The organism is Candidatus Neomarinimicrobiota bacterium (assembly GCA_021734025.1).
Taxonomy (GTDB): Bacteria; Fidelibacterota; JAANXI01; order JAANXI01; family JAANXI01; genus JAANXI01.
On the sequence record JAIPJS010000002.1, the window covers coordinates 127,213 to 149,550 of the forward strand.

11 protein-coding genes are annotated in these 22,338 nt (G+C 48.0%); 3 read left to right on the forward strand and 8 right to left on the reverse strand.

Annotated features, from left to right (window positions below):
- Positions 1 to 72 precede the first annotated feature (72 nt).
- The 3 genes from K9N57_02775 to K9N57_02785 all read right to left on the reverse strand — a co-directional run bounded on the left by K9N57_02775 (position 73) and on the right by K9N57_02785 (position 7,144).
- Positions 73 to 1,824 (reverse strand): peptidylprolyl isomerase, encoded by a 1,752-nt coding sequence (locus tag K9N57_02775; GenBank protein MCF7803093.1) that lies wholly within the window; start codon positions 1,822 to 1,824, stop codon positions 73 to 75.
- 164 nt (positions 1,825 to 1,988) lie between these two features.
- A complete protein-coding gene (locus K9N57_02780) occupies positions 1,989 to 3,854 on the reverse strand; it encodes a T9SS type A sorting domain-containing protein (GenBank protein MCF7803094.1) in 1,866 nt (621 codons plus the stop codon).
- A gap of 122 nt (positions 3,855 to 3,976) precedes the next feature.
- Positions 3,977 to 7,144 (reverse strand): TonB-dependent receptor, encoded by a 3,168-nt coding sequence (locus K9N57_02785; protein ID MCF7803095.1) that lies wholly within the window; start codon positions 7,142 to 7,144, stop codon positions 3,977 to 3,979.
- Positions 7,145 to 8,033: 889 nt separating this feature from the next.
- On the opposite strand from K9N57_02785, the gene K9N57_02790 reads away from it, so the two are divergent.
- Positions 8,034 to 10,919, forward strand: coding sequence for an endo-1,4-beta-xylanase (locus tag K9N57_02790; GenBank protein MCF7803096.1), 2,886 nt, complete (start codon positions 8,034 to 8,036; stop codon positions 10,917 to 10,919).
- A gap of 538 nt (positions 10,920 to 11,457) precedes the next feature.
- Positions 11,458 to 11,976, forward strand: a complete 519-nt coding sequence (locus K9N57_02795; GenBank protein ID MCF7803097.1) for a hypothetical protein — start codon at positions 11,458 to 11,460, stop codon at positions 11,974 to 11,976.
- Positions 11,977 to 12,280: 304 nt separating this feature from the next.
- On the opposite strand, the gene K9N57_02800 is transcribed toward K9N57_02795, so the two are convergent.
- From K9N57_02800 to K9N57_02815, 4 genes are all read right to left on the reverse strand, one after another.
- Positions 12,281 to 12,946 carry a hypothetical protein gene (locus tag K9N57_02800; GenBank protein ID MCF7803098.1) on the reverse strand — a complete coding sequence of 222 codons (666 nt, stop codon included), beginning with the start codon at positions 12,944 to 12,946 and terminating at the stop codon, positions 12,281 to 12,283.
- 105 nt (positions 12,947 to 13,051) lie between these two features.
- On the reverse strand, positions 13,052 to 13,261 hold the full coding sequence (locus tag K9N57_02805; GenBank protein MCF7803099.1) for a hypothetical protein: 210 nt from the start codon (positions 13,259 to 13,261) through the stop codon (positions 13,052 to 13,054).
- 263 nt (positions 13,262 to 13,524) lie between these two features.
- The gene (locus K9N57_02810; protein MCF7803100.1) at positions 13,525 to 15,159 is read right to left on the reverse strand and encodes a T9SS type A sorting domain-containing protein; all 1,635 of its coding nucleotides are present in this window, start codon (positions 15,157 to 15,159) and stop codon (positions 13,525 to 13,527) included.
- A gap of 380 nt (positions 15,160 to 15,539) precedes the next feature.
- A complete protein-coding gene (locus tag K9N57_02815; GenBank protein ID MCF7803101.1) occupies positions 15,540 to 17,240 on the reverse strand; it encodes a beta-xylosidase in 1,701 nt (566 codons plus the stop codon).
- Between the two features lie 307 nt (positions 17,241 to 17,547).
- On the opposite strand from K9N57_02815, the gene K9N57_02820 reads away from it, so the two are divergent.
- Entirely contained in the window at positions 17,548 to 19,710 is a 2,163-nt protein-coding gene (locus K9N57_02820; protein MCF7803102.1) for an alpha-glucuronidase, read from the forward strand.
- A gap of 66 nt (positions 19,711 to 19,776) precedes the next feature.
- Here the strand turns inward: K9N57_02820 and K9N57_02825 are convergent, their stop codons facing one another.
- A complete protein-coding gene (locus K9N57_02825) occupies positions 19,777 to 22,122 on the reverse strand; it encodes a glycoside hydrolase family 95 protein (protein MCF7803103.1) in 2,346 nt (781 codons plus the stop codon).
- Positions 22,123 to 22,338 lie beyond the last annotated feature (216 nt).

Genomic DNA, 22,338 nt, shown 5'->3' on the forward strand with positions numbered 1-22,338 from the left:
ATAAATGTTTACATTCACTTCATTTTACCCCAGTAGCATATTTACCTGCTTCCGTAGTCCGCCACTTCTTTGCTAGCCCCCGTTCAGTCCATTTGTCGCCAGCTGTTCCAGGATTTCCCGCTTAATTTCCACACGATATTTGTTCCGTAAATTTTTCCTCACAGCCTGTCGCAGACTATCCAGGTAGAAATCCCGAAAGTTCTCCTGTATAGAATTCTGTACATCCGAGTAGAGCAACTGTTTTTCTTCGAGGCTATTCACGCATTTGATCACCGCATATTGAGTGTCATTATCAGCGGGCGTAATCGCCACCGGCCCGGCAACCTCATTTTCCTCCAAGCCAAATGCCGCCTCTCCAAGCCGTGGAGGTTCCTTGCTGAGATGTGATCTGATTGTGCCATCGCGGTCACGAATATAGGTTTTGACTTCCCAGCGCCGTGCCACCTTCTCGTATTCATTACCCTGTTCAACCTTGCGCCACATCTCATTTGCGGCATCTCTTGAATCAAAGATTACCGTGTAAATATTCCGCTTCGCCAATTGGTAAAACAAAGAGTCTTTGTGGTGATCATAAAACCGTCGCAAATTGTCCTCAGTTGGATCTGGGACCCGGTCGTAAATTTTTTTCTGGTTATAAAGCCGAATAAATCTGCCTTGCAATACCTCGCTTGGTGTGTTCACCGAAAGCACTTTTTTGTGCAGGTCCAATTCTTTGGCTTTTTTAAGCATCAGGTCGGTTCGAATCGCCTCGGGTATAAAGCGTTTAAAGTCTGCGGCGGCCAGATTCCGGGTGGAGCCTATCATCAAAACGTCCTCCAAAAGCCTTACATACTCCCGAAGGTCAACCTGCCCTTTGCCGTATGTTAAAATAGTGAAATTTCGCCCCCCGGCGATCACGGCTTTCAGGCTATCGAGATAATCGTTCCCGCTAAATCCTTCCTGTCTTGACCATCGAACTAGCTGGTGCACCGCCTTCTCATTCCATTCGAACGTATCGGGATCAAGGAGATCTTCTTTTGCCCGGTCAAAATCCGAGAGTGCCCGATCGGTATACATGTTTTTCAGTCGATTTTTGATCCGGTCTCTTACGTCTGCCAGCGGTGGAGTCTCTATCCTTTTGGTATCTTCAACCCGGACAATATGGAATGCATTCCGACGTTCAAATATCCTGACATTGCCAGTATTCATTTCAAAGAGAAACTGGTGCAACGGGTTAGACAGGCTCTCTTCCCATGTGATTGGTGGCATATCTCCGTTTTTTTGTGCTGAGGCGAAATGCTCAGAATGCCGGGCAGCCAGTTCCCCGAAATCAGCTCCCTGGATAATTTCGGTTTTGAGCTGATTGGCTTGTTCTTTCACCTGGCTTATCGCTTCCCCGGAGGCATTCTCGGGTTTATCCAGTACAATCTGCTTGTACGTGATCTCCTTTCCCATTTTTTGGTAAAAACTCTCAATTGATGGTTCATTTACGTACTCACCCAGAAACTGTGTTCGGTAGTACTGATCCAATATCTCGTCACTAACTATCCGTTGGACAGGCTGCATAAGTACGCTGTCCCGGTGGAGTCCGGAATGAAAAAAGACTATCAGCGTCAACCGGTTCGATATCATTTCATCCAGGGCTTTTCCGTAACCACGGTATTTTTCATCCGGAAACCGTCGCTCAAAAAAATTACCGTTATAATACCCGTTTAACTGCGAGGTAGTAATAGTATAATCATCTTCGATTTCAGCAACGACGTTCTTCTCCTGTGTAGTGCAGTTCCAAATGAAAAATATAGTAACACCGAGTATTGGCAGGATCAGCACTTTACGAAAATTCATTTACACTCCTCAGATATGACGATATCGAATCACGTCTCCATGTAATACAATTGTTTAAAATTTAGAAAGTTTTCATAATCTGACAGGCAAGACAAAGCCCCGATCAGGAAAATTGACCGGGGCTTTGCTTATAACCTGTCGTTCCGTTCAAAGAGTCAGAGCTGTTATTTAATTAATGTCATCTTCTTTGACTGAATCTGGTCACCAACTTTTAGGCGGTAGATGTACATCCCCGCACCCACTTTCTTGCCCAGTTCGTTGGTAGCATTCCATGTGTAAGAGTATTGATTTGCTGCAAGCGTTTTATTTACCAGTGTCTTTACCTTGTTCCCAAGAAGATCGTACACCTCAAGTACCACGTCCGATTTCTTCGGAAGTACAAACTGGATTTCAGTCGTCGGGTTGAACGGATTCGGATAGTTCTGTTTCAGGGTAAATTCAACCGGAGTAGCTGGCTGTTCACCCTCAACTGCGACGATTTCACCGTTTTCCAGCGCGGCGGCGAGTGTCTGATGTTCCGCTGCACTATCAGCGACCCAGTTTGCTTTTTCATCGGGGAACCAGTTCAGATCACCCAGTGGATACCCGTTCAAACCACCAGAAAGGTATGCTGCATTGGAGTAGGAAAGATCCGCATTGACAGGCCAGTCCGGAGTATGGTAATTGTCCGAATTGGCGGGATTACCGTCAGATCTCCATTTCGTCATGATATACGTCGCCTGATCTTCCGGAGTTGCGGATTCGATGCTCCATTTAATCAGACTGTCCACCATGGTCCCCATCAGCTCGTTGGTTTCGGTAAACTGGGGGTCGCCTTCCATTACCCACGTACCTTCGGTGAGGTAGGGATAAGTCGCATCATCATCAAACAGAGCCTGGGTTCTGGAATTCATCGTAATCATCTGGGAATGAAAAGTGGTAGTATCCTGAGAAGCATTGAGATCATCAGCGATCTGGTCCAGGCGAGCATCCCAGTAAACTCCGTTCAGATGGACGAGCACATGTCGATCATCGGGACCAAAGTCGGCCACGTCACCCTCGAAGTTGTTCTGGACCCAGGCGGAATCGATTGCCAGCACTTCATTGCCTGCATCGTTAACAGTTCGCAGGGTATCGACATTAATTATCCCCATTGGCAGGTAATCCTGATCCGTTTCCCCGTAGTCAAGCCCCGGATGATAGGCTTGCACGTTACTGTTCACAAACAGGTTATTAGTCACGGTCCAGTTGCTCTGGTATCCCATGGTGGTAAACAGTTGTCCGGAGCAGTTCACGAATGTGTTATGATTGAAGAAGGCCTGGTTGATGGGGAATCCCCGGAATTTGTACATCATACCAGCGGCCATGACGTGTGTGGAATTTTCAACATTCACGGTATGCGTATTATTGCTGACGTTATCGTAGACACCGCCGTTCCGCCGGGTAGCTACACCACTCATATTAACGAAATAGCTGTCGTCAATATAGAGTTTGGAGCCAGCATGACTATTAGATTGCATAAATACCCAATTGGTATGCTCCATCAATACATTTTCAAGTGTAACTGTGTTACCCGCTGATCCCGAGACCAGGAATGTCCATCCCTGGGAGCCATCAGTGGCAGCCGGCATATAAATGGCGTTCTTCAGTGTTACATCGTTGTTATACTGAATCATATCTCCGTTTTGTGCGGTTCCGCCAGAGGTGGTACCACAGAAAATGGGCGGTCCTGCGTCGTCCTCACCAGTGGCCATTGGGGTATCATCCATACCCGCAAGGGTAATCGGACGATCCGAGGGGCTCACTAACTGCCGTGTAATAAAATAGAATCCGCCTCGCTTCAGGCCGTATACACGTCCTTCCGGCGGATTTTCATCCAGTTCAATGGCATTGATGATGGCATCCGTTTCTCCCTGCATTTCGGTCATTGTCTTCACAATGGCGGTATCACCGCTAAAGCTACTAATGTAGTCTTCGAAAACCTGTGCATTAGCAACCCCCGTCATCATTCCAAACGCAATTAGTACGAGCGGTATTAACAGTTTTTTCATTACACTAACTCCTTTTTGGGTTCACATTAGAAGGTTTCTTCACTGTGATTTACACTTAGTCGTTACCCTCCTTTCCTATTTTTCTATGAATTGGTTGGTTCTCCTTATCTTAAGTATCTTCCTCAGAAGCTATACCTGAGGCCGAGCTGAAATTTCCTCGGCTCATAAGTGATTCTCCGAAGATTTCTCTCGATATTTTTATCAAGAACGCTTATCTCGGCGCCGTCTGCCGTCCGGTCAACAATTTCACCAGCATCATTTCTGTAGATGAGATTTCCCTCGTCATCCCTTTCATAGGTGTACCCGCGGCTAAATCGCTGATAATCCCTGGATGGATTGTGAAATATATTGACGCCGCTTAAGAAGAGACTCAACCCATCTACCGGCAACTGCTGACGTATAGTGAACGCCCAGTCATAGATATTCCCGGTAAAGGCATCCTCTTCAGGGCGTACACCGATGGAGGTAATCACGTCGCCCTGCATCCGGAATGAGAGTCGGCCGGAAAATCCCCTGTAATCGGCGCCAAGGGCAACATTTACCGTGTGATCTCCCTGATATAACAGGCGGGCCGTTCTGAAGGTATCGATTTCAATGGTTTCAATGGTGAATTCTTCAGGATTCCAGACTTCATCAATAATGATTTGCTGGTAGTCCATTTCCGAAAATGTACGGGTGTAATTGATATTCAGCACCATTGCGTCGAACGGTCTTGGCAGGTACCAAAAATCCGTCTGCCATTCCAATTCAAGACCATACACCTTCGCCGGGTACGGATTATTCAGGTAGGTGGTGACCACCGCACCGGGATTCGGTGGAGTGAGTCCGAGCTGGGCGAAGGTGGCAGAGTCGGGATAGGCTACATCTTCCGGCAATGCAGCATATAATCGGCTTTCCTGGTAAAAAATATCTTCAATGTGTTTGTAAAACCCGCCGATCGTGAACAGGCCTATCTGATTGTTGTGAAAAGAAAAATACGTATCCAGGTTATCGGAGACTGAGGGATCCAGATAGGGGTTGCCTGCCGTCCCGCCTCCGTTGTTGTTTTGTCGGAATATCATCGGCAAAACGGCACGGAAGTCAGGACGGGAGAGTGTTTTGGTATAGGCTGCCCGGATATCCATCCATGTCGTCGGTTTATATCGAACCTGGAGGTTTGGGAACAGGTGACTTGTTTCTCTATCAGAATTGGTCAACTCCTGACCCATAGCGGCGTATTGGTCTGCGCGGACCGAGTCCACCGAAGGCGGATAGTCACCCCTGTCTTCTATCAGCCGACCGCCACCGTTCACATCATCGTTTTGATACACAAAGTTGGCCTCGTAGTTCATGTTGAGTTGTTCAAACCTGACGCCACCTAATACCGTCCAGCGGGATCCGAGGTTAAAATCGCCCATCAGATACCCGGCAGTGAGCAGCTCATTACCGGAATAGTCATCTGATAATGAACCAGTCTTGTGGTATCCCGGGGCATTCCATCCGGGAGCAGCTATCTGTAGGAATTTGTCAAAAAGGTCCGTATCGATTACGTGGCCCATACTGAACCTGTCCCCCAGAAAGTATTGCCCCCGCTCTTCTTCATAGTCCGGATCCTCATAATCACCGAGATGTGGAACAGGACCCTGTTGTGCACCAATACTATTGATATACTCCCGGGCTTCCTGGCTATAATTCCCGGCTTCCTGGGTGAGTCTGGTCGATGTGCGGTCCAGATTATATTCCCGGGTAGTGTATTTAAAACTCCCGCCGGCTTTAAACTCACCCGATATTGTATTGAAAAAAGACGCTGGAACTGTCAGATTGAAATTCCCGTTGAGATGTCTTTCGGAAAAATCTTCGTCCCATAAGATGCCGTTTTCCCGGATCCGCGCGTCCTCCCATATTGCGGGATCATCGTTTAACTCCAAATCGAATACATCCTGCGGCGTCAGTGCCATCCGCGTCTCTTCGGTTCCAAGGGGTTCAAATGGCTGGGGAGCATCTTGCTGCTGATTAAAGAATTCAATCTGGTCTCCCGGATCCCCGTACCTAATATCGGTTTTCTTCTCACTCAGTGCATGGGAGATACCATAGTCGATTTTCAACAGGTTAAAATCATTTTCCCCTTGCAGTGAATTAATCAATAAATCTTTATCAAAGACATCCCGGCTCGGGAACCAACTTCTTTGGGTGTTATCAAAGAACAAAATCTGCCGGTGCTGTGTCCGGTCAGAACGTGTATACGCATAGGTATTTTGCATGACCAGTTTACCGTTGGGAAGCCTGTAATCCAGTAATAAACTTCCGCCATTTTTTGATTCAATAAGGACTTCGTCTCCGTATTCGAAATTGTCCATTCCCAACGTCCGAGCGCCGTATTCAGGATTATTCCCCTCCGTACCCATATAGTCGTATTCGGCATCCGCAAAATCAGTCCCACCATCTTCATGGCTTGCATTCACCTGAAAAAAGGCACCCAGGTTATCGTTAAAGAACCTGTTACTTATGCTCGCCCAGAGCTGGTAGTTACCATAGGTCCTATCCTGAGTATTGTAAGTGCCTTGACTCAACACGTCGAAATGCAGTCCACTCGGTGCCTCTTTGAGTCGCAGGTTGACAGCACCACCAATGGAATTCGCCTCCATATCCGGCGTAACCGCTTTGGTGACATCGATTCCTGCAAGCATGTTGGAGGAAATGAACCCTAGGTTCGTGGAACGATCTTCTGCATCGGTGGACGGCAACTGCACCCCATTCACCATGACTGTATTCATCTTTGCTTCCATCCCCCGGATGACAACCTTGTCACCTTCCTGCAGCGAAATCCCCGGAAGCCGGCTCAGCGCTGTTGCCGCATTCTCATCGGGCAATTCGCGTATTTTTTCGGCGGAAACCACATTTTTGATTGTCTGGGCACTCAGCTGTTCATTAATTGCCTGCCGCTGCCCACGGGCCTGAGCACTGACCACAACCTCTTCTCCGCGCACCGATTCTGGAACCAGGGCGGCGTTGTATTCAACCGTCTCTCCGGTAGTCACCTCAACAGTTGCCTGCTCTCTTTTGTAGCCGACATAGGAAATAACCAGCGTATAGGTCCCGGCGGGAACCTGGTTAATAATAAAGTCGCCGTCCTCGTCTGTTGCCGCCCCCATGCTTGTCCCTTCCAGCATGGCATTGGCACCGATCAGAGCATTACCTTCTTCATCGGTGATAGTCCCGATAATCTGCCCGGATCCACTTTGTGCGGACACAATCGAAAATCCCATTAAAACAAACAGGGTGGAAAGAAATATCAGTTTGATTCTAGCCATGTCTGTCTCTCTTTGTTTCGTTCCTATGAAAATTTCGTTTAAGCAAATTGGTACAATAAAAGGATAGCCGTCCGTTTTTTCGGAGAATTTCCTTTTGAGTGCAAGAGGATTAAAAAGGTTCGATTCTAATTGAACCGTTTCAATATTGATAAATTTTCAGGAAAAAGGCAAGAGAAAAATGTCAATCCTCAGTTAAATCGGAATCACGACTAAAATATTGGTAGATAACTTGAAAGGGTTGATAGGTGAAATATCAGATGAGGAGTCAGAAATCCAATGTTAATTTCCCCCGGTTCAATGTATTGTTTGGGGTTAACTACCCATTAATTACGCAAGGATTTGCTCATGTACGGGTATTTTTCTTCTCAGCGAGTTTCACACAACGAGTTGTAACAATATTGATATATCTCAAATCTCAAAATCATAGTGACATTCGGTGACTAACCCTGAAAACAGAGATATCTTGACTTATGCGGTATGACTTAGCAGAGTCTTTTGACCATAGACAGAGAAGGTTACAGGCGGTGCCCCATTCATATAACAATACCTTATGAGCAGGAAATGTTACTGGTATTCTCAAACACGAATTTTTTCAGATCCAGGGATGGAAGCCCAAAAAAACCTACTTCAAAATTTGAACATTCGAAAACTACTTTGCATGGACTGAACAAATTTTCTTGTGCTTCCTGCTGATTATGAATAAACTAAAATCCACCAAATGGTTGTCACTGGTTTTCGACAGGATCAAAAATTTTAAAAATCTATCTGCTGATATTTATCTGGTTGAAGTCAACCAAGACAAGGGTTTATGATACAACCCCAATAGCAAATTTAGGAGAAAGATAAGTGTATATTAAATGTAAACTCGAGGGAGGCTATGAGAACTTTAATGGTACAGTCTACTAAAATTGCAGCAACTAGCGCTGTAGTTAGTTCGCTGCTTATTATGTTCCTGTTCGGCCGGGCCAATGCACAGGCTGTGGCCAATCCGAACGGAAGCTTTGAATCTTCCGCGGTCACGGTTGGCGACGATACCAGCGGTATCGATGGCTGGTCGTTTGAGCTTGGCGGAGATGCAAATGCCAACTTTACGATTGTGGATGATACGGTACAGCACGGTAATTTTGCGCTGAAAATTGCCGTAAATGCACTGGGATCCAATGATTGGGATATTCAGGTTGTTAACGAACCGTTCTTTGTTGAGCCCAATGTCCAATTTCAGATGTCGGTTTGGGCGCGGACGGATTCGACTCCCGAAGCGACAGCCAACTTCACAGTCGGTAATCCTGCATTTGGTGAATTCGGGCGTATGGGTGGAGCAGAAGTTACCAATACCTGGCAGGAATATACCCTGAACTTCACCCCAGGTGCAGGTAACGATACCGGACGGGTACCAATTCATTTTAACATGTCCGGGAACGAAGGCGTTACTTTCTATGTTGATAACGTCCGGATAACCAGACCATATAATAATCCGAACGGTGGTTTCGAAGCGTCAGCGGCAACTCCCGGAGAGGACCAGTCCGTCACTCAGGGCTGGCAGTTCTATGAAGACGCCGGAGAGGCGCTGTATGAAATTGTATCGGATACAACACACTCAGGAAGTCGCGCACTAGCTGTGACGGTAAACACTGCTGGTTCGAATCCCTGGGACCTTCAGGTGGTCAACGAACCGTTTCCGGTAACGCCTGGTGAGTCGTATACATACTCGGTCTGGGCACGGACCAAGGACTCCGACGGCGGTACGGCACACTTCACGGTTGGCGATCCGTCATTCAGCGAACAATTCCGAACGGAGGTCACTGAGGGACTCACAACCGAATGGCAGGAGATTACAGGTTCATTCACGATAGATGAATCAGATACCAGTGTTGCACGGGCTCCGATTCATGTCAGTTTCGATGAAAATGTGGGTGAGACGGTATATTTCGATGACCTCAGAATCCAGAGAATCCAACCGCCAACGGATATCCCCATAATTGTTGAAGCAGAATTGCCGGATTCCATTGGAAGCGAGTGGGATACCCTCTCTACTGATGGTATGACTTATATTACTACCACGACCGACTATAATGAAACTACCGGTAGCGCGGATTATCCAGGTGAAAACCGGACAGCAACCTATGAAGTGACATTCCCGGACGTTGGTACTTATGACCTTTTTGTCCGGTTATATGTCGGTGCAAACACCTTTGACGACGACAGCTGGTTCTATGGCAATGGTTTTGGCGAACAAGACCCGGCAACTACAGACGGCTGGATCCTGATGAACGGTATGGCATCCGCCGGTTTCACTGGTCCAAATTCGGTTGTAAGAGAGGCTGGAGGATCAGGCTCGGAAGTCTGGAAATGGGTGAATGTATCCCGGAACGCATTTCAGGGTGATACATCGTTGACCTGGACTGTTGATGATGAAAGTGAACTAACTAAAACCTTCGTGATTGGCGCCCGTGAAAACGGTTTGAATTTCGACAAATTCGCCTTTGGTCGATCAGATCTGTATTTCACAGTAGAAAATCTTGACAGCGTAACTGCAGGCTCTGATAGTGATCCTGAACCACCACGGGAAGCTCCAATTGCAGAGGGTAAATCAAAATTCCTGGGTAACATCTACAGCTCATCCCAGATTCAGTGGTTTGAATACTACTGGAACCAGGTGACACCTGAGAACGCAGGTAAATGGGGTAGCGTGGAAGGGACCCGCGACCAGATGAACTGGGGCTCGCTCGACGCATCTTACAATCTGGCGCAAGACAACGGCTTCCCGTTTCACTTCCATGTGCTTGTCTGGGGAGCGCAACAACCAGGCTGGATCTCTAACCTGGATTCCACTGAACAATTAGCCGAGATCCGGGAGTGGTTCGAAGCGGTGGCTGCTCGATATCCGAACATCGACTATCTTGAAGTGGTTAATGAAGCCCTTCCAGGACACAATCCACCTAATGGTAATGGCGATAATGCCAACTACATTAACGCCTTGGGCGGCTCCGGCGAAACTGGTTATGATTGGATCATCACCGCTTTCGAAATGGCTGCTGAGATCTTCCCGGAGGAAACCCAGTTGATGATTAATGACTATGGGATAGTTTCAAGTGCCCAGAGCACTGCAGACTACCTTGAGATTATCAATCTACTGATCGATCGGGATCTGCTCGATATAATCGGTGTTCAGGCGCATACCTTCTCTGTTGCTAATGCATCGGCATCGACCATCCAACAATCGTTGAATGATCTTGCCGCAACCGGACTGCCGATTCAGGCAACGGAGTTCGACATCGCGTACGCGAACGACCAGAACCAGTTACAGGAATATCAAGAGAAGTTCCCAATCTTCTGGGAGCATCCAGACGTAGAAGGTATGACCCTGTGGGGTTGGCGGCCGGGTCTCTGGCAGAATGATGCCAATCTGGTCACAGAAGCTGGTGAACACAGGCCTGCTATGGATTGGCTTATTAATTACGTTGATACAGTGACGGTAGGAATCCACGATCCTGCTGACGGTCTCCCGACTGCCTTCAAGGTCTACGAGAACTACCCGAATCCGTTCAACCCGAGCACCAACATCATGTTTGATGTACCTTCCAAGACGGAAATTACCCTGAATGTATATGATCTCAGGGGACGCCTGGTGAAGACGCTGGTGAACGAGGTGAAGGAGCCGGGTCAGTATACCGTAACGTTTGATGTGAACAACCGCTTTGCGAGTGGTTTGTACTTCTATCGCCTGAAAGCCGGTGATTATACGGAAGTCAAACGGATGATGCTGATTAAGTAACGCTCTTTCCGGGATACGTTGGAAACATTCGCAGTAAGGTTTGAGTGCATAAAGAGATGCCCCGGCTGGTACCGGGGCATCTCTTTCTTTGGACCGGTTTCTCATCAAATGTTCTGCCATTAGCAACTCACCCGGTGATCATTTGGAGACTTCTTCAGGGGTAATAGAACCAGAAAAGTATAAACGATTCGATCCCGGATAAAAAGAGTGCACCAATTAGTAATTTTTTGGGTATCACTCATTTTTCGCTGGCATACCACTGAGTACATACCGTTCTTGTTCTGCCCTTATTATTAATGAATGCACCCGGCTGTAAACTGTGAACAGAAAAATTACTATGCTCCCTGCATAATCCGGTTGTATTTTTTTCCACCTGTTGCGGTGGCGTCGGGTAATTGGTATCATACCACAGCACTAGGGTTAGTGGTAGAATGCTCCGATATTTGACTATCGATGCAGGGATCGCTGGTAATTATTTGGGGCTTCAAATGCAATGACTGATTGGCAGCGCACCTGAAAATTTGAAGTAAGGAATCCGATGTTTCAGAAAGACTATCTGATGCGACAAATTATGGAGTTTTCCAAGGGATTAGCCCGAATTCTAGGCAGACAAAAATCGGGTGAGGTTGTAGAAACAGGACAGGAATTGGATGAAATTTATCAATCTTCTCTCGGACTTGGCCGGGATACTGTCCTACAAATGTCGGATCAGCAACTGTTGATACTGTTCGGCGGTGAAGAAGCCATCGAATCCGACAAATGCATTATGCTGGCGGAACTGTTTTATACTGAATTACAACTACTCCATACCGCCAAAGATGATCCCCTGCGTAACGAACTCCGGCTCCGGGCGCTACGATATTATTTGTTGGCGGTGCATGGAACAGACATGTGGGATGACACAGAGTTCAGGCAACATTTTGAGGAAGTTCGTGACTCTCTTTCCTTGTCTAATATCCCGATTTCACTGTTAGAATACCTCGTTACCTATTATGAACGAGTAGGCGACCAGGCAAACAAGGCTCAAGTGATGGAAGAAATCAGTCGCCGGACATAATATGTATAGACTCTGTATCCTGGTTCCAGTTTCTCCTTATGACATTTTCAGGATAAACGCTACGGCAACGATAAAATCGATGGCCTTCAGATTTGGTTTTCTGGCATTCGGGATAATAATCCCCTGTAATAGAGTTCTTCGACCGTCAGAGCAATCAACTCCATCATGAGTAAAGAGGCTGCATATGTTATAATCAGCACCGTTTGGATGGACGTAAAAATCAATTTTTTCAGAGGAGATTTAACATACGGAATAGCGAAAGAAATGTGGCGTAGGTCTGATGGATACTATGAATAATTTTATGCTACTTCAGTTGATATCCGATTACAACCTGCAATATTTCTATCGGTAATTTTGTCGTCGCGGTGCTCGTTGAATTCCCATCGGAGGTAGCCTGATCATATTCGGGTCTGCCTCGATAATATCTGAGACCGATATTTACCGAATTGTAAATTAATCCGCCACCCAGTCCAATTGCGAGCGAGGTTCCCATCTTTGTACCTTGCCTAACATCGCCTTCACCCGTGGAAAGTGTAATATCCGGAAAGCGTGACAGAAGTGCCCCTCCCTGGAGGATACCGTTTATTTGTAAATTCCGCGACGGAGTAGAACGAATTTCAACCCCGCTCAAAGCCCAGGCTGTCAGATAATTCTCGGCGTTCACACCAAGTACTCCCAGCTCCGACAAGGCACTCTGCAGACCTGCCTCGTTGAAACCGTTGCCCGTGATTGCCATAGTTGTAGTCCAATAGAGGATCTCATTTATCTGTTTATAGCCATCGGCCATTGCGCCTAATCCGAATTCGGCAAAACCGGCGTCGGATCCTAAGGTGTTCCCGTAATCTCCCAACGGGAAATTACCGCCACCGTACAGGGTATATCGTGGGTCGGAATTGCTCACCTGAGCATTACCCGCTGAAACAAACAGCACCGCACTTAGTATCAACACAATATATCGAACGACTTTCATTTTATATCCCCCAGGGTCATAAACGATGTAGAAAAATGATAATTTCGCTATCATCCTTTTTGGCGTTCTGATTGGACATAAGATGATAAATTTTTACCAGAGTTGTTAATGGAATACTCCCGGCATCTGGAACAGAGTGGCAGGTAACGTGGCTGCCTGACTGTATGTTGGTTCTCCGTGATATATTAGTATGCCAAGTTCCACTGTATTACATTCGACATCTACCCCGACAACTAACGCCAATGCCCGGGTGAGATCGGTAGTTTGAGTTATGTCGATATCTTGTTTCGGATGACCGTCTGATAAGCCTAACAAATTTTAGAAAGTCCGCCAGTAATTGCAAAAGTTTTCATCCCACGAACCCTTGGTGCTAATGATAGAGCCGGCATTTAGGTGTATTCACAATAACGATTCGGTAAGACCAATTGAAATTGATAAACTGTATAGGAGCCACAGGCAAGACTCAGCCAAAACTCACAGGAACTGACTTTAGTCAGGGATAACGCCTAAGATTCATATTTATTTTGGAATTATTTGTAATTATCAGAGGACATAATGAGCTGCGACCCTCCAACAAATTACCGAAGCAAAATCAGTTTATTCCGTCGAATTTGTTCGCCCATGCGGAACTCATAGAGGTAAGTTCCGCTGCTCGCTTGTCTTCCAGAATGATCGAGGCCGTCCCATGTAACAATGTATTCACCAGATGATTGGATTTTGCCAACTAGTTCGGTAACCATTCTGCCTGAGATATCAATAATCCGGATTGAGATATAACCGCGTTCCGGAACAGAATACCGAATCTGCGTTCCGCCGTTAAACGGATTCGGATAATTTTGCCACAGGCGAATTTTATTCGCCATCGATTGAACTTGCGGTTTGACTGACGTCATACTACCCCGAATTGCAAGTGTCGTAATCGTCCTTGGTGGTAAATCCAGGAAATCAGAATCGCCGAAATTTTGAAGGAACTTTCCATCTCTGGATTCAGACGTTCGATAGACCTCTCCACTTTTGACACCGTACTTTCCCAAATCCAGCGCCATAGAAAAGTTATAATCGGCTGTGTTCAGGATGACCATTGTCAGGCTATCTTTTTCAACGCTTTGGAAGGCCGACATCTTTAGTCCATCAATGTTGTTTTCTATATTCACCCGCCGCCAACCCGGATAAATAAAACGTGAATATTGCCAAAACGCCCAAAATGTTTTGCTCAGAGTATATGTCTGGTCATCCAATTCCACCAGTCCCTGTCCTGGCCAAACTAAATTCCAATACAAGTAAGCTGCAACGTTTTCGTACACAAGTGCGTTATGAATAACCCAGGCAGTCTGAAACCAGTCGCCACAATCGCCCCTACCGAACTCGGTCTGAAAAATCGGTTTGTCATTGTAATTCTCAGCAATTGCTGACATGTTCTCTATGTACGAATCCGGATTTTTGTGGTCTCCACCGTGATACAGGTGGTGAGCGTACCCATTTAGCTGGTACAGTTGATCATTAGCGGCCAGTCCGTTGGCGTAATTCTGGAATAGATTATAACCAATTCCCAATACTTCAGGACCAATAAATTTTACCGGTGAATCCAGATCTTGAAATTTGGTATATACTGCATCCAGGGCCTCAGGATATCCGGCCAGGCTCCCTTCCGTGGCACCCAGTTCACAGGTTTCCCAATCGTCGTCGACATAACCGGGCTCATTCTGGATGCTGATATAATCCAGGAAAATCCCTTCGTTTTCATAATAGTAGAACGAATTCAGCCAATAATCGGCATAGACGTCGTACGCATATTCGTCGTCCGTTTTTATGAGTGTTCCGCCCCCGTTTATTGTACCGTCACTCTTAAGATTCGCCGGTGGCGACCAAGAACTCATCAGAACAAGAGAATTGTCTCCCCGGTAATATCTGAAATTATCGACGATCTCAGCGTAATTGTTTAGATGCCCTTCCTGATTATATCCGTACCGGTTTTTAATACGGAGAATATCCAAATGTAGAGTATCGAAAATATACTCGTAGATTTCATCTTTTTGGGGATGACTGGTCAGCAAATTCTCATACCAAGCAATAGAAGCGCCAAAACCGATTATTGTTTGGCGCGTGTTTTCTGGTTGTACCGTGACATCCGCCTCAACAAGTTCTCCGCCAGGGAAAAAGAGTAATAATCCTGTATTTATAATTAGGCTGCGTAAAAAGTTCTGTCGCAACATATCCACGATTCTCCCTTAGCTGATGACTTTCATTTTATTTCCCCCAGGGTCATAAACGATGTAGAAAAATGATAATTTCGCTAACATCCTTTTCGGCGTTTTGATCTTACATAAGATGATAAATTTTTACCAGAGTTGTTAAAAGTATACTCCCAGCATCAATTGGAACAGAATAACAGGTAACGTAACCGTCTGACTGTATGTGAGTTCTCCGTGATATATTCGTATGCCGATATCAACTGCACTATATTCAATATCTACGCCGACGACGAACGCCAAATTCAGGGGAAGTGAGGCAAATTGTGTAATTTCGAAATCCTGGCTGGGCAGTTATTTCCCATAGATATAAAATCGGTTTGTCTCTCCAGAGATTTCTAATCCTATTCCCACTTGAGCACCAAGAGCGACACGGCCTGTCCCGGCAGATTGACGACCTTTGCATATTTCCCGCCACTGATTCTGACCTTATCCGGCTTTTCGTACATATGCAGCCGATTGCCGGCCACCTCCAGTTTCTGATATTGCTCCGGAGTGGGATTCTGCGGAGCGCCCATCTCCTTCCAGACTGTGTAAGCGTTGCTGTGTTCCTGATCCACACGATAGTGGTACAAGGTGGCCCGATTCGCGGGGAGCCCGGACAGCTGAATCGCCACTGCAGTATCCGGCGTGATCACGTTCAGGTCGTGATAATTCCACACCAATACGGTCGCCATGGTATCGTTGATAGTGGCAAACGCGTTAATATCCCGCTCTGTCCCACGAACACTGGAGTCACGGACGGCGATATAGTCGTATGCCAGGTCCCCGGAGACCTCCACTCGATCTCCGTGCATCTTGGCAAACATCCGGAACACGTTCAGGACCGGCTTATCAATACCATTGGTCGCCAGAGAACGATAGCCATTGAAAAACGGCTGCCCCTCAAACTGGAAGGACCATGATAATGTCCCCTTCAGATTTACGTCGTAGTGATCAGCCAGCCGATATTTCCGGGGAAAGGATGCCGCCGTGTAGCTACTATACATAGTGCCGTTCCGATATGCATTCTCCGGGTAATCCTGTTCGGAACAGGCTGCGCATCCTTCCGGGTCGGATTCACCGAGCACTATCGGCACATCCTTGAGTTCCGGATAAGATGCTACTATTTCAAACCCTTTGGACACGTCGCGCAGCTGTGTTCCCATATTCATCAGGATGGTACCGTCTTTGAGCGTCGGGCCGCCTTTGGCATGATACGCGATAAAGTCCAGTGGAGCGCCCGTTTCGCCGGTGACATAATTTGTTCCGCTGACAATATGATCCAAAAACGTCCGCAGGAACTCTTCGGCCTGATCCCAGGATGGTCCCGTGGAATGCGGACCGCCGACAATGGCGGTGGGTAACGCACGCCTGACGGCATTGACGGTATAATCGTACAATTTGATATACTCTTCAGTCGTCCCCTGCCAGTAACCGATATTCGGCTCGTTCCACGGCTCCCAGTACCAGGTTTCGACTTCTTCCTTCCCGTACCTATCCACGCAAAGATTTACCCATTGGTAGACAAGTTCGGCCCATTTTTCGTAGTCTTCAGGGGGGTACGCCCAACCAGTGTAGATATCCGAATACGGCGCGCCGGGACGCCAGGAATGTTTGTACGGCTCGGGATTGGAGGACAACGCCTTCGGCATAAACCCGATTTCCACCAGCGGTCGCATGCCCCGTTCCACATAGGTGTCGAAAATCCGGTCAACGATTTCCCAGTCGTACACCGGATTTCCGGCCGCATCCTCGGTATAAATATTCGTGGAACCCCACTTCAGCGCAGGAGTCCCGTCCCCGGTATTCAGCAGGTTATGAGCGCGCACGTACACCGGGACCGGACTAAATTCGGCGATCTCGGACAGGAGTTTTTTCCCGTGTTCCATGTAGGTATAATTTGGCTCGTCATAACCGAACCAGGCCCAGGCCGGATACATCGGTCCGACGGTTTCCGAGAAATCAACATTGATGGTGACCGCTTCGGTCGGAATTTCGTTTTCCGGCTGGCAGGCAACAAGTCCGGCGCATAACAGGAATACTCCCAGAGATTGGATTTTCATGATATTTTCCCGGTTAAATGTGACAAATGGTCGATAGGCATTGAGAACACAAGGGCTGTTCTCTTTTCCGTGATGAGGTGTATTCTAATATACACGATCTCCGAATAATAGAAACAGCCTTTTCCAGAGAGGTTTAAGTTCAGAATCGCATCACGCCATAGAAAAGGCTTTTGAGTCTCAGATGAGAAATCTAATTTTTACCATTCAGGATGTATCGGAAAGGTTTGGTATTACACTCTGGATTCGAACCGCCAACATATCTACCGCAAACCCAATTCATTCATGTAACGCAAAGGATGGAAAAGTTATGCAACCGAACCGACTAACCATTCTGTTCGTATTCTTTAGTCTTAGTGTTCTCCCGCTCACTCTCTCCGCTGAGGATGGGTACCGGCTTTGGCTCAGGTATGAATCAATTACCGAAACGGAGATTACCCAGGCCTATCAGTCGAGAATGCAGTCTATACATTTTCCCGGCAATGCACCGAAACTCAATGTTGCCAGAGATGAATTACGCCGTGGGATCACCAAAATGCTTCAAGAGATTCCATCTATCAATCGAGGAATATCCGGCAATGGTGCTTTAATTATCGGGACACCGGAATCCTCCGAGATAATCGGGAGTCTTGGTCTTCAGGATGAAATCAGGAATACAGGCAATGAAGGTTACTTAATCCGGGAGATTGAATACAAGGGGAATAATGCGTTGGTTATTGCTGCCAGTGAAAATATCGGGGTACTCTACGGAGTTTTCCATTTATTGCGGCTCATGCAGACCAGACAAGATCTCACCAATGTCGAAATTACCGAATCCCCCCGGATCGATCTCCGGGTTTTGAATCACTGGGATAACCTGGATCGGACGGTCGAGCGTGGCTATGCCGGGTTCTCGCTTTGGGACTGGCATAAACTTCCGGAATATATCAAACCGCGATATATAGATTACGCCCGTGCGAACGCATCCATTGGAATTAACGGCACTGTACTCACCAACGTCAATGCCAACGCCGATGTCCTGACGTCGCAATATCTGGAGAAGGTGGCGGCGCTGGCGGATGCGTTTCGCCCGTATGGAATCAAGGTATACCTCACTGCACGGTTCAGTGCTCCGACCGAAATTGACACCCTGAAAACCGCTGATCCGCTGAACGAAAATGTTCAGAAATGGTGGAAGCAAAAAGCGAACGAAATCTACGAGTACATCCCGGATTTCGGTGGATTTCTGGTGAAGGCAAACTCAGAGGGTCAGCCGGGTCCGCAGGACTATAACCGATCCCATGCAGAAGGTGCAAACATGCTGGCGGATGCCATCGCACCTCATGGCGGTGTCGTGATGTGGCGGGCGTTCGTCTACAGCAGTGAGGTGCCGGAAGACCGGGCCAAACAGGCATACAACGAGTTTACGCCACTGGACGGGAAATTCCGGGACAACGTGCTCGTGCAGGTGAAAAACGGCCCTATCGATTTTCAGCCAAGAGAGCCGTTCCATCCGTTGTTTGGAGCCATGCCGGACACGCCCCTGATGATGGAATTCCAAATCACACAGGAGTACCTGGGACAGGGAACCCACCTGGTGTACCTGGCGCCATTATTCAAAGAGGCACTGTATTCCGACACCTATGCAAAAGGAAAAGGATCTTACGTGGCAGACGTCGTGGATGGCTCGCTGGAGAACCATGCAATCAGCGGGATTGCCGGCGTCTCGAATATCGGCACCGACAGGAACTGGACCAGCCATCCGTTTGGTCAGGCGAACTGGTACGCATACGGCCGTCTGGCCTGGGATCACAACTTGTCGTCCGCAGAAATCGCCGACGAGTGGCTCCGGATGACATTTACGAATGATACCGATTTTATCACACCGGTGAAAAAGATGATGCTGGCCTCACGTGAGATCACCGTGAACTATATGACACCTCTGGGGTTGCATCACATTATGGGTTGGGGACACCACTACGGCCCTGCTCCGTGGATAAAGCAAGGACGTCCGGACTGGACATCTGTGTATTATCACCGCGCGGACTCCATCGGTATCGGCTTTGACCGCACCTCTACGGGCAGCAATGCGGTTAGTCAATATTATCCGCCGGTGACGGAAAAATTCGAAGATCCGGAAACCTGTCCAGAAAAATACCTGCTCTGGTTCCACCATCTTCCCTGGGATTATACCACAAACTCCGGCCGCACGCTGTGGGATGAGTTAGTGCACCGCTACTATTCAGGCGCGGATTCCGTACAATGGATGCAAAAGACCTGGCAATCCATGGCAGGATTGATTGATACTCAGCGATTCAACAAGGTGACGACGTATCTTGAGATCCAGCACCAGGAAGCCCTCTGGTGGCGGAATGCCTGTCTGCTTTATTTTCAGACTTTCTCTGATCGGCCAATTCCGGATGGCTATCCTCAGCCGGAGAAATCATTGGACTATTATAAAAACCTTCAATTCAAATATGCCCCGGGGCACTGATTTGGCAATTGAAGGGGGACAAAAAGAGAAGGAATGCCACCCGCAAAAAGGCCGAACTTCCGCCCATTACTTTACTATTTCAAACTGTGACGTTACTAGGTATTCTTGACCGGGGTCAGTCTCAAAGGTTCGTACATCATCACCATACTGTACAGTGCACTTGCCGCCGATTGTAGAGAAAATTTTCGCCTCCTGCAGTACACCATCCGCCCAAGAGATATCTACCTCAAATCCGCCGCGGGCGCGGAGGCCCGTCACTGAACCGGTTGGCCAGGCTTTCGGCAGCGCCGGTAACAGGTGAACCTCTCCGGCGTGGCTTTGGAGCAACATCTCAGCGATACCAGCCGTTCCGCCGAAATTCCCGTCTATCTGAAACGGCGGATGGGTATCGAACAGGTTATTCAGCGTAGATTTCTGCAGCAGGGCGACCAGGTTATTATAGGCTTCCTCACCATCGTGGAGGCGGGCCCAGAAGTTGATGATCCACGCTCTGCTCCAGCCGGTATGGCCGCCACCGTGTTCCAGGCGATACCGGATGGTCTTCCGGGCGGCTTCGGCCAGCTCCGGCGTTTGTCCGACAACTATTTGATCAGATGGATGCAATCCGTACAGGTGCGAAATATGCCGGTGGCCGGGCTCCGGCTCTTCGAACTCCGTCGCCCATTCCATAATTCTGCCATCACTTCCAATTTCCGTTGGCCGGAGTTGGGATTGAATCCTCTGTAATTGCACCCGGAAATCAGCATCTATATCCAGAATGCGGCTCGCATCGATGGTATTGGACAGAAGTTCGCGGATTATCTGCATGTCCATGGTCGGGCCCATTGAGACGCTGGCAATCTGGCCATCTTTTGTACGGAACTGGTTCTCCGGTGAGATGGACGGGCCGGAAACCAGGTATCCCGTCTCCGGATCTTCCACCAGATAATCAACGAAAAAGTAGGCCGCTTCTTTCAATATCGGATACGTCTGCTCCAAAAATTCCCGGTCGCCACTGAATGCAAAATGCTCCCAGAGATGGCCGGTGGCCCACGCCGCTCCCATCGGCCACATCCCCCACTGAGCTTGGCTTTCCGGTGTCGTCCACCACCAAACGTCAGTGGTATAGTGTGCTACAAATCCCCGGGAGTTATAGGTTTCTCTGGCAGTCGTACGCCCGCGGTGGCGTAAAGAATCTACCAGTGCCAAAAATGGCAGATGACACTCGGCCAGATTCGTGACCTCCGCCGGCCAGTAGTTCATCTGAATATTGATGTTGATGTGATAATCCGCGCTCCACGGCGGTGTAAGTCCTTCCGCCCAGATCCCCTGCAGATTGGCGGCCAAATCGCCGGGGCGAGAACTGCTGACGAGCAGATAACGCCCGTACTGGAAGTAGAGGCGTATCAGGTCAGGATCAAAAGTGCTCCCTTTGAAGGCGGCGAGCCGTTCATCTGTAGGAAGTTCGGCAGTGGCGGACGTTCCCAGATCAAGGTTCACCCTCTCAAACAGGCGCTGGTGTTCCGCTATATGGTCTTCTTTGATCTTCAAATAAGGTTTTTCGCCGATGCTATCCAAACGATCTTCGCAAACGGCCTGCGGGACATCTCCCCAATAGTCGGTGGCCGCAACTAAAACGAGCACCACTTCATCGGCACCGGTAACGGTAATACTATCGCCGGCTGCCTTTATTACGCCACCAATCGGCCGAACCTGCAAATTTGAACAATAGTTCACTCCAGGATCGCCACCCAGTGTATCCGCTCCCCCAACCGATACTCTCCCCTGCATCGTTATCGTCCCATCCTTTGATACGGTCATCATGGCATCTTTGGGACGTGTAAGCCGGGTTGAAAAACTTAGAGCGCCTGGCTGATCTGCTGACAGCCGGATAACCAGACATTGATCCACCGGGCTGGAAAAATACTCCCGCCGGTACTGGATGCTTTTGGTAGTGTATTCGACCGTAGCAACAGCCTTATCAAGATTTAGCGAACGACGATAGCCCCTGACTTGTCCCTCATGCTCCATATTCAGACGCAGATTGCCCAATGTCTGATACGAACGCCAGGCCGACTTCCCCAATATTTTTTCTTCCACAAGCGTCTCCGCCTTTTCGTACTCCCCGTCAAACAGCATCTTCCTGATTTTTGGCAGAGATTCTTGTGCTTCGGGATTTTGGCGATCAATTGGCTGACCAGTCCAGATGGACTCCTCATTCAATTGGATACGCTCCTGGTGAACTCGCCCAAAAACCATTCCGCCAAGCCGGCCGTTCCCGATTGGGAGCGCATCCACCCACTCTACCGCCGGTTCATCGTACCATAGTTCCAATGGGGAGAAGTTTGTGGAGATATTTTGTGCGGGAAGATGTGCAGCGATAAAGAGCAAAAACAGTGCAAATATTTTTAGGATTCCATCGCGTAATTTCATAAGTAACATCACAGTTTATTCTGAGAATTAAGTTAACGATCTATATATGATCGAACTCGCCTGTTGCCCCGCATTGACTTGTTATCTGGTGCAAAAACTATCCAACATTTTCGATAATAACGTTAGCATCTCTGCCAAATCGAACAGCGATGTCGTTAACCCCGGCAGGACATTCAAAAATGCCTGCACGAAGATATCGCTGGGATATTGACCTTA

Coding starts and splice junctions, on each gene's coding strand:
- K9N57_02775 (MCF7803093.1), bottom strand. CDS start 1,824: ATGAATTTTCGTAAAGTGCTGATCCTGCCAATACTCGGTGTTACTATA.
- K9N57_02780 (MCF7803094.1), bottom strand. CDS start 3,854: ATGAAAAAACTGTTAATACCGCTCGTACTAATTGCGTTTGGAATGATG.
- K9N57_02785 (MCF7803095.1), bottom strand. CDS start 7,144: ATGGCTAGAATCAAACTGATATTTCTTTCCACCCTGTTTGTTTTAATG.
- K9N57_02790 (MCF7803096.1), top strand. CDS start 8,034: ATGGTACAGTCTACTAAAATTGCAGCAACTAGCGCTGTAGTTAGTTCG.
- K9N57_02795 (MCF7803097.1), top strand. CDS start 11,458: ATGTTTCAGAAAGACTATCTGATGCGACAAATTATGGAGTTTTCCAAG.
- K9N57_02800 (MCF7803098.1), bottom strand. CDS start 12,946: ATGAAAGTCGTTCGATATATTGTGTTGATACTAAGTGCGGTGCTGTTT.
- K9N57_02810 (MCF7803100.1), bottom strand. CDS start 15,159: ATGTTGCGACAGAACTTTTTACGCAGCCTAATTATAAATACAGGATTA.
- K9N57_02815 (MCF7803101.1), bottom strand. CDS start 17,240: ATGAAAATCCAATCTCTGGGAGTATTCCTGTTATGCGCCGGACTTGTT.
- K9N57_02820 (MCF7803102.1), top strand. CDS start 17,548: ATGCAACCGAACCGACTAACCATTCTGTTCGTATTCTTTAGTCTTAGT.
- K9N57_02825 (MCF7803103.1), bottom strand. CDS start 22,122: ATGAAATTACGCGATGGAATCCTAAAAATATTTGCACTGTTTTTGCTC.